Source organism: Mycobacterium florentinum (genome assembly GCF_010730355.1).
GTDB classification, from domain to species: domain Bacteria; phylum Actinomycetota; class Actinomycetes; order Mycobacteriales; family Mycobacteriaceae; genus Mycobacterium; species Mycobacterium florentinum.
On sequence record NZ_AP022576.1, the window covers coordinates 883,307 to 897,203 of the forward strand.

At 64.2% G+C, this 13,897-nt stretch carries 12 protein-coding genes, 1 tRNA gene and 1 pseudogene; 4 read left to right on the forward strand and 10 right to left on the reverse strand.

The window, feature by feature from the left end:
* Window positions 1-178: 178 nt before the first annotated feature.
* On the forward strand, window positions 179-853 hold the full coding sequence (locus G6N55_RS04240; RefSeq protein ID WP_085225050.1) for a TetR/AcrR family transcriptional regulator: 675 nt from the start codon (window positions 179-181) through the stop codon (window positions 851-853).
* Here the strand turns inward: G6N55_RS04240 and G6N55_RS04245 are convergent.
* The 5 genes from G6N55_RS04245 to G6N55_RS04265 all read right to left on the reverse strand — a co-directional run bounded on the left by G6N55_RS04245 (window position 802) and on the right by G6N55_RS04265 (window position 7,189).
* Complete coding sequence (locus tag G6N55_RS04245) at window positions 802-1,932, reverse strand: acyl-CoA dehydrogenase family protein (protein ID WP_163667167.1); 1,131 nt, start codon at window positions 1,930-1,932, stop codon at window positions 802-804. The two genes, G6N55_RS04240 and G6N55_RS04245, sit on opposite strands and share 52 nt — an antisense overlap.
* 37 nt (window positions 1,933-1,969) lie before the next feature.
* Entirely contained in the window at window positions 1,970-3,181 is a 1,212-nt protein-coding gene (locus G6N55_RS04250) for an acyl-CoA dehydrogenase family protein (RefSeq protein ID WP_085225046.1), read from the reverse strand.
* A 174-nt stretch (window positions 3,182-3,355) separates the two neighbouring features.
* Window positions 3,356-4,336 (reverse strand): cyclase family protein, encoded by a 981-nt coding sequence (locus G6N55_RS04255; RefSeq protein WP_085225044.1) that lies wholly within the window; start codon window positions 4,334-4,336, stop codon window positions 3,356-3,358.
* A 53-nt stretch (window positions 4,337-4,389) separates the two neighbouring features.
* Complete coding sequence (locus G6N55_RS04260; protein WP_085225042.1) at window positions 4,390-5,835, reverse strand: carotenoid oxygenase family protein; 1,446 nt, start codon at window positions 5,833-5,835, stop codon at window positions 4,390-4,392.
* Window positions 5,836-6,085: 250 nt separating this feature from the next.
* The gene (locus G6N55_RS04265; RefSeq protein WP_139827012.1) at window positions 6,086-7,189 is read right to left on the reverse strand and encodes a hypothetical protein; all 1,104 of its coding nucleotides are present in this window, start codon (window positions 7,187-7,189) and stop codon (window positions 6,086-6,088) included.
* A 382-nt stretch (window positions 7,190-7,571) separates the two neighbouring features.
* Between G6N55_RS04265 and G6N55_RS29700 the strand changes: the two are divergent.
* Window positions 7,572-7,697 (forward strand): annotated as a pseudogene (locus G6N55_RS29700) (hemerythrin domain-containing protein); the annotation flags it as partial.
* Window positions 7,698-8,034: 337 nt separating this feature from the next.
* Complete coding sequence (locus tag G6N55_RS04270) at window positions 8,035-9,225, forward strand: IS481 family transposase (RefSeq protein WP_085224059.1); 1,191 nt, start codon at window positions 8,035-8,037, stop codon at window positions 9,223-9,225.
* A gap of 42 nt (window positions 9,226-9,267) precedes the next feature.
* Here the strand turns inward: G6N55_RS04270 and G6N55_RS04275 are convergent.
* From G6N55_RS04275 to G6N55_RS04295, 5 genes are all read right to left on the reverse strand, one after another.
* Window positions 9,268-9,341, reverse strand: a tRNA-Pro gene (locus G6N55_RS04275).
* 87 nt (window positions 9,342-9,428) lie between these two features.
* On the reverse strand, window positions 9,429-10,202 hold the full coding sequence (locus G6N55_RS04280) for an IclR family transcriptional regulator (protein WP_085225388.1): 774 nt from the start codon (window positions 10,200-10,202) through the stop codon (window positions 9,429-9,431).
* Window position 10,203: 1 nt separating this feature from the next.
* Window positions 10,204-11,028 carry a cyclase family protein gene (locus tag G6N55_RS04285; protein ID WP_085225390.1) on the reverse strand — a complete coding sequence of 275 codons (825 nt, stop codon included), beginning with the start codon at window positions 11,026-11,028 and terminating at the stop codon, window positions 10,204-10,206.
* A 19-nt stretch (window positions 11,029-11,047) separates the two neighbouring features.
* Window positions 11,048-11,824 carry an SDR family NAD(P)-dependent oxidoreductase gene (locus G6N55_RS04290; protein WP_085225392.1) on the reverse strand — a complete coding sequence of 259 codons (777 nt, stop codon included), beginning with the start codon at window positions 11,822-11,824 and terminating at the stop codon, window positions 11,048-11,050.
* Window positions 11,825-11,953: 129 nt separating this feature from the next.
* The gene (locus G6N55_RS04295; RefSeq protein ID WP_085225394.1) at window positions 11,954-12,799 is read right to left on the reverse strand and encodes a helix-turn-helix domain-containing protein; all 846 of its coding nucleotides are present in this window, start codon (window positions 12,797-12,799) and stop codon (window positions 11,954-11,956) included.
* A 112-nt stretch (window positions 12,800-12,911) separates the two neighbouring features.
* Here G6N55_RS04295 and G6N55_RS04300 point away from each other — a divergent pair, with 112 nt between their 5' ends.
* Window positions 12,912-13,847, forward strand: a complete 936-nt coding sequence (locus G6N55_RS04300) for an SDR family NAD(P)-dependent oxidoreductase (protein WP_085225396.1) — start codon at window positions 12,912-12,914, stop codon at window positions 13,845-13,847.
* Window positions 13,848-13,897: the final 50 nt, after the last annotated feature.

Below are 13,897 nucleotides of genomic sequence, written 5' to 3' on the forward strand. Positions count from 1 at the left end.
TCACATGGAGTTGTGCGCGGTTCGTCGGCGCACCCTCGCGCGCCGAGATGACCAGTGGCCATGGGTCCGTTCAACGACGTGCGCACGACCCACCAGCACGGCGTGCCGCGACGGCACTGTACGTCGGGCTAAGCTGAAGCCCATGCAGATGGCAGATGACATCGCGTGTGCGTGGTAAATGGTTGATAGCAGGGCCGATGGCCGGCCACCGACTCGCCAACGCCTTTCCGCCGAGGCGCGCCGCGAGAAGATCCTCGACGCGGCCCTGAAGGTGTTCGCAGAGTATGGGTTCGAGGGTGGCCGCCTGCGTCAGATCGCCAGCGAAGCCGGTATCACGGAGCCGTATCTTTTCCGTCATTTCGCATCGAAGGCCGAGCTTTACGAGTGGGCGGTGATCCGTCCGCTCATCGTTCTGGTGGAGAGATTCGAGTCAGAGATGGTCGCGATCAAGGCGGGACCGCCCATCACCGTGGCCGAGTTGGTGCGGGAGATCAACAGGGCGCTGCTGCAGTTCATGCTCGACGGTATCCCCTTCATTGGCGCGTCCTTCTTCTCCGACAGTGCCGGGGGCGATTTCTACACCAAACGAGTGCGGCCACGCGTCGTTGATCCCCTGGTGGACATTCTGCGCCACATCAAGGGTTGGCCGGCGCCAACGGTAAGTGTGGAGTTGGTTGCCGAGTCGATGTGGGGCATCAACTACGGTGTTGCGCTTGACAGCCTGCATACCGGCCTTCAGATAGACGTGGCCAAGACCAGTGAGCGTGTCTCGCGGTTGTACCTCTTGGGTATTCCGTCGTTTCATTCGCAGGAGCTGTCACGGGCCAGGAAGTCGTCCAAGACGGCGCGGTGATATTCCGGGGTGGAGGGTTGCAGCGCGGCGGCCTTGGCCCGCCGGAGGTAGAGGTGGGCGTGGTGTTCCCACGTGACGCCGAGCCCTCCGTAGAGTTGCAGTGTCTCCTCGGCGACACGAACGAACATGCGCGAGCACCAGATTCGAGCCATCGCTGCTGCTTGCGGTAGTTGACCAGGTTCCTCCTGAGCTGCCCACGCGGCGTATTCTGCTGCGGAGCGGCCGAATTCGAGGTCGATGAGCAGGTCCGCGCAGATGTGCTTGACCGCTTGAAAGCTTGCGATCGGCCGACCGAATTGGAAGCGTTGCTTGGAGTAGGCCACGGCGTCGGCCAGACACCGCGCCGCGCCGCCGACCTGTTCAGCGGCCTGCGCGCAGGCGGCCAGGTCGATCAGACGCGACAGTAATGCTCGGCCGGTGCCAGGCTCGCCCACCAGCCGAGCGGGTACATCCCGCAATTCGATCTTGCCCTGACGACGGGTGAGGTCCAGGGTATGGAGCGCCTGTCGGTGCAATCCGAGCGCGCTCGCCTCGATCGCGAAAAGGCTTGGGGCGCCGTCGTGTGCGGCAATCACCAGCAGCAGATCGGCTTCCATCGCATCGAAGGCGACCAGTCGTGCGCCGCTGACCCGCCACGCGCCAGCGCGTTGTGTCGCTATGGCCGCGGCTTGTAGCGGGTCGCCCGCCGCTGGATCGCAGGCCAACGTCACCACGGTCCGGCCTCCCGCGATACCCGGCAAATAATCTGCACACGCGGCATCATCGCCAGACAGCAGCAATGCGTTGGTGCCCTGCACGATGGTCGAGAAGTAGGGTGCGCAAAGCAGTGCCGCACCGGCCTCCTCGAAGACGACGGCGAGATCGGTCGGTGTGCCCCCCATGCCACCGTAGTGCTGTGGAATCAGGATGGCCGTCAATCCGATCTGCTCGGTCAGCGTGGCCCAAATCTTGCGGTCGAACCCGGCCTCGATGTGCTCGAATACCCGCAGGGGCGAGGATTCCTTGTCCAGGAAACGGCGCAGTGTGCTGCGCAGCTGCTCCTGCTCAGCCGACCACACGAACGGAGTAGTTGGCGTCATCGATTCCCTCATCTGCCGGTGCGGCGCTGACCGCATGTCAACGTCGCGGAATGTCTTTCCAGGGTGTGCTGCGCGGCAGCTCGGCGGGGTCACGCGGCATACCGAGCACACGTTCGGCAATGACATCACGCAACACGTTGCTGGTCCCCCCTTCGATCGTGTTCGCCTGCGCGCGCAGGTAGCCCGATGCGATGCGGCCGCCGCGGGGTGTCTGGTCATCCCATGCCAACGCGGTCGCCGCGGCGATGTCCAAGAACGCCTCCTGCAGGCGCCGATTGTGCAGGCCGGCGCCAATTTTGGTGACCGCGCCCTCCGCGCCGACAGAGCGGCCGCTGCGCAGCGCCGCCCTCCTACGCTGGTTGGTGGCGCGGATCAGGGTGCTTTCGATGACCAGGTCCACGATTCGCGACCGGGCCACCGGATCCCGCCAGCGGCCATTGGTGATGGCCAACTCGACAAGACGTTCCACGGCGGACCCGCCGATGTTGGCGGCGCCCGTTCCCGCACCAGACAAAGCCGCCCGCTCGCTGGACAGCGTGGTCCGTGCGGCAGCCCAGCCCTCCCCCACGCCGCCGATGCGATCGGTATCGGGAACCTTGACGTCGTCGAGAAGGACTTCGTTGAAGTCGGACTGACCGTTGAGCTGCTTGAGCGGTCGCACGCGGATGCCGGGCTGCCGCATGTTCACGATGAAGTAGGTGATGCCCTGATGTTTGGGCAGCTCGGGATCGGTGCGGGCAAGCAGTATGCCCCAGGTTGCCTTGTGCGCCAGGCTGGTCCAGATCTTTTGTCCGTTGATCACCCAGTCGGCTCCGTCTCGCACCGCGCGGGTGGACAGCCCGGCCAGATCCGAGCCCGCACCCGGCTCCGAGAACAGCTGGCACCAGATCTCCTGCCCGGCAAAGGCCGGACGAAGGAAGCGTCGCTGCTGCTCTTCGGTTCCATGGCGCAGCAGGGTCGGCGGCAACATGCCCACGCCCACAGGATTAAGCAAAAAGGCGCGGTGGGCACCAGCCGCGTCGAGCTGGTCATCGATCCGGCGCTGTAGCCCGGCCGGCAATGCCAGGCCTCCCTTGCCCACCGGGTAGTCCACGAATGCCAGCCCGGCATCGAATTGTTTGCCGAGGAACGTCTCAAGATCCGTCGTTCGGGGATCTGCCTCGGCAAGCAATTCCGTTACGCGGCGGTCGACTTCATTGGACTCCTCAGACGCCTGAGACCCACCTTCGACTGCCGACTGCTCAGTCACGCGCCTACCCCGGAGAGAAGAATGCGAATACCGTTCTGCTTCAACGCCTTACGGAGCCTCTGTGAGGCTCTGTCGCCATCGAGATCGTATGTCGGCGTCACCATCACTCCCCGTCAGTTATCAGTCACTACACAGTTGTGCCGGCCAGTGAAAGTGAGGTCCCTGCAGAAGGAATCACTTGATTGCCAGCGGGTTGATGGGCGCGTTGACCGCACCGGTGATTGGCAATGGCTGCGCGACAAACAAAAATTCGAATCGGCGGTCCCGCGCACAGTCGCCGGCCAGCTGCTCCAGGTCGAACATCTCGCCAATCGTGATTCCGCACCGCGACAATAAGATCTGATGCAGCGGGGCGACCGTATCCGACGTCTCGTAGGGCAACACCTCGAAGCCCCAAGTGTCGGTTGCCACCGCGGCAACGTCACGGTCCGCGAACCATGCCGCGGTCGTGGCGCTCATCCCCGGCTGCGGCCCCTTGCCGGCGTAGTCACCCCAATCGCCGCGTTCCCGGACCTGTGCCAGTGCTCCGGTACGGATCAAAACGACATCGCCGGGCCCGACAAGCAACCCGGTGGACGCGCAGCAGGCGTCCAGGTGTTCGCCAGTAATCGCCTCTCCCGGCTCGAGCCACGCGCGATCGAACAAACGTGGGATATCAAGCAGCACACCGCGAGACACCACGTGCTGCGCTAGCACAGAAACCGAGTTGCGGCTCGCACCGGCGCGCGCGGTGACCGTCTCGCATCCGACGTTGTTATACGTTGTCCCGTCGCTGAATACGTGCGTGAAGCCGTCCCACTGCGTCGAGCAGGACAAGTTCATCACGATCCAGTCATCGGCGAACCCTGGTGTGCGCATCGTCTCCGAAGCCAGCAGATCGCTGCCTGTCAATGTCAGGAAGTGTTGCGGCGGAGGGCGACCGGGCGGCCCGTCGGGGCCACCCGCACCGAACGGCAGCGCCAGGCTGAAAACCTCTCCTCGCCGAACGATTGCCATAGCCGCGCGAATCTTTTCCGGTGTGACGAGGTTCCACGTGCCCAGTTCGTCGTCATCTCCCCAGCGCCCGGCGTTGGAGAGTCGCGTGCCCTCTGTGATGACCCAGGCTCGGTCCAGGACGCCGGCCGGGTCGCACAGGAGCGCCTGATTGACCACCATCTCGTTGCCGCACAATCACCGGGGATAGCTGCGGTTGGCACAGTCCCGCGAGTTCACCGGAATTGCATCCAGTGTCCGTGGGGCGACCACCCGATCTGGAAGGGCATCGCGATCCGGGTGATCGGCCCGTCTTCGAAGCTGTCGGTGTCAAAGATCAGGAACTCTGATGTGCGTTCGGCAAAGTGCGACACCGGGACGATGTAGAACCCATCACCCTCCGGAGACGATGGTGACCGCGGCGCGAATGTGCCCTCGAACACGGTGACATGCTTGTCGTCGCTGACCCTGTACACATTCTCACCGCCGGTGCGCACGTTGCGCCGTATCACGGTGTTCATGCGCATGCCGCCATCCGCTGTCGGGTCACCCGCGGTCAGGAATGCCCACTCGTAGGGCTTGCCGTAGTGACGTTCGTCGACCTTCGGCAGCTCAACCGGCCGATCCCCCAACACCTCGGTTGACACCACACCGGTTTCGAGATTGACCGTCCAGCGCCCAACGGCGCTGGTTGCCAGCTTCCAAAACGGCACGAAGTCGTCACCGGGAGCGAACCTGTCCTCGAACTGGAAGGGTGGACGGTCGAACACCGGTGCATCGAGCTGGATGAGGTGGTCCCCAATGTGATTGGCCGAAAGCATGTGCATGATGTACTCGGCTGGGAAGTCCGCCGATGTCCACTGGACCTTCCGATCGAGATCCTCACGGTCCACTAACGCCAACGAGATGGGCAGCTCTGGATCCCAGGCATAGGCGGAGAATCCCTTCTGGATACGGTCCTGGCCCACCGTGAACGGCTGAAATGGAATCACGACGTACCGCTCGGTCAGCCAAATATCGTGAGCAACAGTGTTATACGGTGCGTCCCACAAATCGCGGCGCGCGACGCCGCCGTCCGGGTTCGTCTTATAGACAGTGACATAGGGGGGCTCATCGCGATACGACCAACCGAACAAGTCGCCAGTGGCCTCATCCCATTTGGGGTGCGCGGCGAAGGCGCCATCGCCGAAGCATGCAGGCTCCACCATGCTCGTACACAACATTGACGACCACGGAACGACCCCGATCGTTTCCAGAGTGATCGGATCGAGTGCAACCGGTGCGGTGTTCTCCCCGAGCGCCAGCAGCTGATTGCCGAACGGAACGACGTTCACGGCGTTCGTTCCCTGTGGGATGCCGCGTGTGTACTCATTGCGTTCCACTTCGCCCAGCGCCCATGCCCGCCAGTCGCCGAAATGGCCGTCACTCCACTCGAACAATGCCCGACCGGCGATTTCCTCAGCCCGGAACTTCGGCGTTCGCGTCCATCGATTCCGGAAATCCGCCCGGCCGTCTCGGAATACCAGTCCCTGGATCATCCCGTCCATCGAATACGGCGTGTCGATCCCTTGTCGCGATGGGCGCTTCCAAGTCGGACCGTTGCGATAGAACCCGCCGTTGAGTTCCCGTGGAATCTGGCCGTAACTGACGGCACAGTCTTCGACGGTCGCTTCGAACCTCATTGGCGTCATCGGCCCGCGAAGTCCCGGTGGAACCTGGATCGCCTTTCGGGCATTAGATGTTTTTGGCATGGTTGGACAAGACCTCCGTTGTAAGTAAACACTATACTATTTAACGGCGCTTTGTCGAGGCCTGGCGCTTAGCTTCTGCTGGTGTTGCCAGCCGGCGATCACGGCGAGCCGGGACCGCAAACCACTGCAGGACGAACTCCGGGCCGTATCTTGTTCTCACCCTGCGCCTTGGTGCCTGGTCTCATGGCAGATCCCGCAGGTCGGATTTCCAGTGCAACGGCGGCCGGAACGATGGAAGAATTCCTGGCTCCGCCGCCACAACAAACGGTATAGCCTGCAAACATGGAGCTATGGTGCCGTGGTAGCCCGGATCGGTGCGCAGGCTTCCGATTTGGTAGTACGGCCGGTGTTCAGCTAGTGAGCCTCGCAGGTCGACGACGAGCCGAGCCGAGGGGCTACCCTCGATTTCCACGACCCATCGCTCCGTTGGCGAGATTCCCTCGGGCAGCATGGTGCGACCGAGCACCCAGTTGTATTGCATGGTGAAGAACGGACGCACGTTGTCCCCGGCGGCAATGAAGCCGTGGATGCTGTGGGTTACCCGCCCCACCTTTCCGGCAGGTACCGGAAATCCCGGTATGTCAATAGCATTCGGCGTGGGGATGTACTCATGCCGTTCCTCGATTCGCTCGTAGACCACGCCCAGGGAGTGTTCGGCGGTGCGGGCGATGGAATGCAACACGTTGGTTGCAATGCCGGACGCCCTCGGGTTGTCGGCGTCCTGTGGTGACATCCCGAAGCCCGCGATCTTCAGCAACGACGGGTCCAATTTGTTTGCCGGCCATGTCTCGCGGATCGTCAGGTGCTGCAGACTCGTGCACATTCCCGTGAGCGCCAGAGCGATTCGCTCGGTAATGATGTCGGGATCGATACCTGTGGCATGAAATGTCGAACCGCCGATCCGGCATGCCCGCTCGAGGCGCTCGACGAACTCGGGCGCACGGAAGAGGGGTGCATTGTGATACGGCAGTGGGGTGACTACGTTGCGTCCGGTTTCCAGCAGCTCGATGATCTCGTCGTCAGTATTGAAGTTGCCCATGTCGCGCGCGGTATAGACAACGCAGTCACAATCGATTGCGGCGAGCGCTGCGGTATCGCTAGTTACCGCAACGCCGAAGGGCTCCAAGCCGAGCAGCTCGCCCGCGTCAGCCCCATTTTTCTTTTTGGTGTAGGCGCGGACACCGACCAATTCGAACTCAGGCAGCCGGTTGGTCTCGTATAACGCGATGCTGCCGAGACCCCCTGGGCCGTAAACGATTATCCGATACGGAGCACGTAAACCCATTCGCCACCATTCCGAGGCTGCGCACGCTATTTAGACGCCACTATCACAGTAAAGCACTATACTTTGCTCTGTGCCTTGGGTCCTCTATGCACGCAACGCGCTCATGGCCGCTACTTCTCCCGCGATTGGCGTGCGTGCACGGGTACGCAACTTGCCTGTCGCCTATCTACGCCGCAGCGATCGGCGTGGTCGCCCTCCAGGCATACCTACTAATCAAGTGGTCCGCTGTGCCCAAATTCCAGCGAGTGCCGCAGGCCCGACCTGCCGGCACGATGACGACGGGGACAGTTGTTCGCAAGATCCTCAACCCGATCGCGGCCCAATATTGCTTCTGGCGGTTCCTGATGGGTCCGTGGTGGACTGAGCGAACGGTGCACCATGCCACCCCGACACCCCGCCGAATCACGCAGTGCTCAAGTACGTCGGGTTGGTAGCCGCCGTGGTCGACCACGTGCGTGATGCGTTCACCGGTCGAGCAGCCAAAAATCCACCCGATCCGCAGATTCACCGTGGCTGGCATCCAACGTGCACATCAAGGCGGTCGCCGACCTACTTGGCCACTCCTCCAGCGCGATCACCGGCGACATTTACGGACACACCAGCGACGCCACAGCGCGCGCCACAGTTGAAAGCCAGGGCGGACAGCTCGGTCTCCCCGATTAAATCGGCGTTGCTTTCCGCGTTGCGATCCATACCCCCTGGGCGTACGAGAAACCCCGATCCAGGGCAACCAAAATCCGCCGCTCACCTGCAAGAACTCTGTCGGGCTGACAGTGTGGTGTTTCAGGACATGCGAATAGGGTGTCTCAAGACATCGGAATAGGTATGTCGGCCAGTTTCAGCGGGTGTCGAAGGCTCGTCTGGTCATCACCGCCGTCCTCGTCGAGGGCCGTTCGCAGTCGCAGGTCGCCCGCGATTACGGGGTTTCCCAAGGGTGGATATCGCGGCTGCTCAAGCGCTACACGCTCGAAGGCGAGGCCGCATTCGAGCCACGATCGCGACGGCCCCATAGCAGCCCGACACGGCTCGCGCAGACCACGATCGAGCTGATCATCGACATCCGACGCACCCTGGTCGGCAAAGGGCTCGACGCCGGGCCGCACACCATCGCCTGGCACCTGGAACACCACCACCGGCTACGGGTTTCGGTGGCCTCCATCAGCCGCCACCTCGCCGCGGCGGGACTCGTCCAACCCAGCCCACACAAGCGGCCCAAAGCGTCCTACATCCGCTTTGCCGCCGAACAACCCAACGAACGCTGGCAAGCCGACTTCACCCACTGGTCTTTGGCCAATAACACCCACACCGAAATCCTGTGCTTCATCGACGACCACTCCCGCTACGCACTATCGGTCACCGCCCACCGCCGCGTCACCGGCCCCATCGTCGTCGACGAATTCAAGAAAACCTATGCACGCCATGGCATTCCACACTCCACCCTGACCGACAACGGCATGGTCTTCACCACCCGATTCGCCGGCGGCAAAGGCGGACGCAACCAATACGAAGCCGAACTGCACCGCCTGGGCGTGCGCCAAATCAACTCCACCCCCAACCACCCCACCACCTGCGGCAAAGTCGAACGATTCCACCAAACCCTCAAACGCTGGCTCACCGGCCAACCCCGCCCCACCACCCTGACCCAACTACAAACCCAACTCGACGCCTTCATCGACGAATACAACCACCGCCGCCCCCACCGCGCCCTACCCCACCGCGCCACCCCAGCCACCATCTACACCAGCCGGCCCAAAGCCGACCCAGCAACCCGCATCGACACCCACAACCGAGTACGCACCGACCGCGTCGACCAAGCCGGATCTGTCACCCTGCGCGTCAACGGACGCCTGCACCACATCGGCGTCGGCCGCATCCACTACCGAACCCGCGTCCTGATCCTGGTCCAAGACCTCAACATCAAAATCATCAACGCCGCCACCGGAGAACTACTCCGCGACTTCACCCTCGACCCCACCAGCGACTACCAACCCACCGGCGCCCCCAAAGGCCCCACACGGAAAAAGGCCCGAACCTAACGCAGGTTCAGACCTATTCCGATGTCTTGCGACACCACACTGTCGGGCTGACAGGATTTGAACCTGCGACCACTTGACCCCCAGTCAAGTGCGCTACCAAACTGCGCCACAGCCCGCGCGCCGGTGAGTCCACCGGCAGCAGGTCGAAAGCCTACCGTAGCCGCGCGCTCAACCCGATACTGCGTGGTTTACCTGCGCGTCTCCTAGTCGTCCGCCTTTGCAAACCACGCGTCGACCTTCTCGACCCACTCCCGCAGCGCCTGGGCGAGCTCGGATTCGCGGCGGTAGAACCGCTGCGACGGCACCGGCACGCTGACCGCCACCTTCTCGTCACCCACGCCCCTGAGCACCGCGCCGACCGCGCAAATGCCTTCGCTCTGCTCTTCGCGGTCGTAGGCGATGCCCTCGGCCCTGATGCGGTCGAGTTCCTTGCGCAACACCGCCGGCGTCGTGATGGTGTTCGCGGTGAGCCGGGCGAGTCGACTCGGCACGGCAGCCGCCTGCTCCTCGGGCGTCAGGCTGGCCAGCAGCGCCTTGCCGTTGGCACAACAATGCAGCGGGAACGACTCGCCCACCGCGCTGATCGCTCGCAGCCGGTGCGGCGACACGACCTGGTCGACGAACGTCGCGCAATCCCCGTCCAGGATCGACAGGTCGACCGTCTCCTCCAGCTCGCGGGACAGCTCCTCGATGAACGGGTGCAGATCGACCACCACGCTACGGCGCACGGTGCCGGCCATCCGGGCGATCTCGGGGCCCAACCGATAACGGCCCCGCGCCGCGCGCGAGGCCACCAACCCCTCGTCGTCCAGCGCATTGAGGATCCGGCTCACAGTCGAGCGCGCCATTCCCAGTCGCTCACCGATCTCGGCCTGGTTCAGCCCGCCGGGATGCGCCTGCAGCAGCCGCAACATCTCTGCCGCGCGCGCGATGACCTGAATTCCGCTGCCGCGAGCCTCTTCTGAGTCGACGCTCACGTCAGGCTCCAGTCTCGAGACGGTACGTGCCGGCGGGATCGATAATCGCCACCAGCCGCACGATACAACCATCGCCACCGACCCAGCGCCACGGAAACGCCGCGAAGGTGACGCGCTTGCCGGTGACCTTGTCCAGGTCGCCACCCACGTTCTCGAAGCCGTAGATGCCCTTGGACAGAATCGCGCGGTGGCACGGCTCCCATTCCGGGAAGTCGTCGAGCACCTTGCGACCGGTGTGGTCTTCGTATTCCTTGACCGCCCAAGGCAATAGACCACCCGTGTGCTCGGCGGGTCCGTGCGGGGCGATCGCGGTGGCCATCGGATGATCGAGCGCCTGGGTATCCGTGCCGACTGCTTTGACGCCCTTGGCCGCGAACCACTCGCCGGCCTCCTTGTAGAAGCCCGGCGAGTAGGCGTAGTACTCGGCACTGTCGGCGTAGGTGTGGTGCCACCCGGTGTTGACGATGACAACGTCGCCGGGCCGGATCTCGGGCGTGGCATTCTCCAGGTCCTCGGCGGTGACGACCTCCCACTTCTTCTTCGGGATCGACACCACCACCCCGGTGCCGAAGAAGGCGCTCAGCGGGATCTCGTCCAACAGCGGCGTGCCCTCGATGACATGGCCCGGTGCGTCGATGTGCGTGCCGGAATGCATTACCGTGGTGATCTTTTGAGTAAGCACGCGACTTCGCGCCATGGTGTGCAGCCGCTCGATCTTGACGTCCTCGAAGTACGGCCAGGCCGGCACGCCATGCCCCCAGGGATGGGACAGGTCGTAGAACTCCAGCGTCGACTCGGCTTGGCCGAGCGGCCAGGTGAACGTCACGACAGTTCCTTTCGATTCGTCAGCATGCGGCGTAACCGCCATCCAGATACATCACCTGGCCGGTGTAGAAGCTCGACGCGTCGCTGAGCAGATAGATCAGCGCACCGACGAAATCCTCGGGTTCGGCGAAGCGGCGCAACGGGATTCGGGAGAACATCGCCTCGCGGGTTTCCCGGCCCTTCTCGTCGTCGGCGTACATCCATTCGGTCAGCTCAGACCGGAAAACCGTTGGTGCAAGTGCATTCACCCGAATGCCGTGCGGACCCCATTCGGCGGCCAGCGATTTGGCGAGCAGATCGGTGGCCGCCTTCGACGGGCAGTAGGCGCTGTAGCCAGCGGGATGGCCGAGACTCCCGCGCACCGACGAGACCAGTACGACGCTGCCGCCGTCCCCTTGTTGCAGCAGCACCCGTCCGGCGGCCTGGCACACCAGCCACGCGCCGCGCGCGTTCGCCTTCATCACGGCGTCGAAGTCGTCGACGTCCATCTCGGTGATCGGCGCGACATGGTTCATGCCCGAAGCGACCAGGACTCCGTCGAGCCGGCCATGCCGTTCGACGGCCGCATCGACCATGGCCTCGGCGTCGGCCGGGGTCTCGGGGCGGCGGACCACGACCGCCACATCGTGCAGGCCGGTCTCGCCAACGAGCTCGGCCAGGCGCTCGGTATTGCCGCCGGTCAGCGTGAGCCGGGCCCCGGCTTCGGCCATGGCCAGGGTCGCCGTGCTGCCCAACGAGCCGGTCGCGCCGGTGATCAAGATCGACTTGCCCTTCACGTCGAACCGCGACGCGCTCATATCTCACCTCAAATCCTGCAATACGGGTTATTACTCCCGATATATAGGAAGTTACCGGGAAACAACGCCGAAAGTCAACGTTGATGTCCCACGATAAAGACCACATAACCCGCATCACGGGAATCAGTGCTATTCCGCGAACGTCTGTGTCCCCAGGACTATGGCCAGGCCGAGGCGTTCGGCGTCCTCGCTGTCGGGTTCCGCGGTGAAGATCATGATGCGCAGGTCGTCTCCGGCGACGACCAGTGTGTCGCAGTCCAGGGCGATGCGGCCGACGTCCGGATGGTCGATGACCTTGCGCCGGCCGACGTCTTGGTGGAGTACCGGGGATCCGGCGTCCCAGAGCTCCAGGAACCGCGGGCTTTGGGCGGACAGCTCGCGAATCAGCTGCTTCAATCGCTGATCGGCGGGATACCGCGCCACCGTCACACGCAGGTCGGCGACCAGCCCGGCCTGCAACGCGGCACGTTCTTCCGCGGTCTGTACGGCGCGGGTCCCTGGGCCAATCAGGTTGCGCCACACACCGTTTCGTTCGATCCCCCGCCATGTGGCCGTCGGGCCCATCAGCGCGTCATACGGCGCGTTCGCGATCAGCAGGGTCCAGGTGGCGTCGTAGACGGCGACGGGAGTGTTGGCCAGCCGGTCGAGCAAGCGCTGGACGCTCGGCGAGATGCGCGACGACACGACGTCAGGTCCCGGCGCGACGTGCCCGGCCAGCCGGAAGAGCAGATCACACTCGGCATCCGAGACCCGCAACGCACGGGCGAGGGCCTCGACGACCTGCACCGACGGCGAGGTCGCCCGACCCTGTTCGAGCCTGGTCAGGTAGTCGACGGAGATTCCGGCGAGCGCGGCCAGCTCCTCGCGACGCAGCCCGGCGGCACGGCGGCGCCCACCGACGGGCACGCCCACGGCCGCGGGTGTAACCCGGTCGCGCCACTGGCGCACCCGGCGGCCGAATTCCCACGTGTCCACCCCTCTACTGTGCGCGACGGGGGTAACCGGGGAAAGGTCTTGTGGTGGCACCGGCAGTCCTACGACAACCAGACGGCTCCCTGAGGCTCCGGCGTCGGACGAGACTCGAAGCATGACCTCGATTGCTTCCGGCACCGTATTGCTCACCGGGCCGACCGCCGGACTCGGCAAGTCCACGACGCAGGCGCTCGCGAATCGGCCCGCATCCGAACGCCCCGACCTACTGCTGGTTGGCCGGCCCGGTCAAGCACTGACCGAGGTGGCCGCCCAGGCCCGAGCGGCCGGCGCAACGGTGTACGAAATCGGCTGCGACCTCTCAAGGTTGGCCGACGTGCGCGCCGCGGCGCAGCAAGCCAAGGAGCTGCTGGATGCCGGCGCGGTGCGCCCGTTGCGTGCACTGGTCGCCAACGCGGGCCTCACGGTGGCCGACACGCATACGGCCTCGCCCGATGGTTATGAACTCACCTTTGCCGTGAACTACCTCGCACATGCGCAGCTGATCGGTGATCTGCTCGGCTCGTTTGCGGCTCCGGCCCGCGTCGTGCTGCTGGGTTCGAACACCTACCACCAGAACATCTTTCGCCGCATCTTCCGCGTCCCGCCGGCGCATTGGCGTGATCCGATCGAGCTCGCCCAGCCCACCGCGGCGAGCGCGCCCACCACGTCCGAGCTGTCCTGGACCGCCTACTCCGATTCCAAGCTCGCGCTGATGTACTACGCACACGAATTGCAGCGCCGCGCCCCGCATGGCGTCCACGTGATTGTCTTCGAGCCGGGATTCATGCCGGGCACCGGGCTGAGCCGAGCGAACGGTCCTGCCCTGCAACGCGTCGGGCGCCTCATCGAGAAGATCCCCGGGGTCTCGTCACCCGTCCGCTCCGGGCCCTTGCTGGCGTCGATCGCCCTCGATCAGCGCTGGGCGCATCTCCGCGACGGCGCCTTCGTCCTCAAAGACCAAGAGCACGAGGTGAAGCCGATCGCGATTGATCCACGTCGCGAGGCACGCCTCTGGGAGGCGACGGCCGAACTCCTCGATGCGGCCCGTTGAGTATGCGCTGAGGGCGCCGTGGATGCACATTCGCAGCCCTCGACGCACAC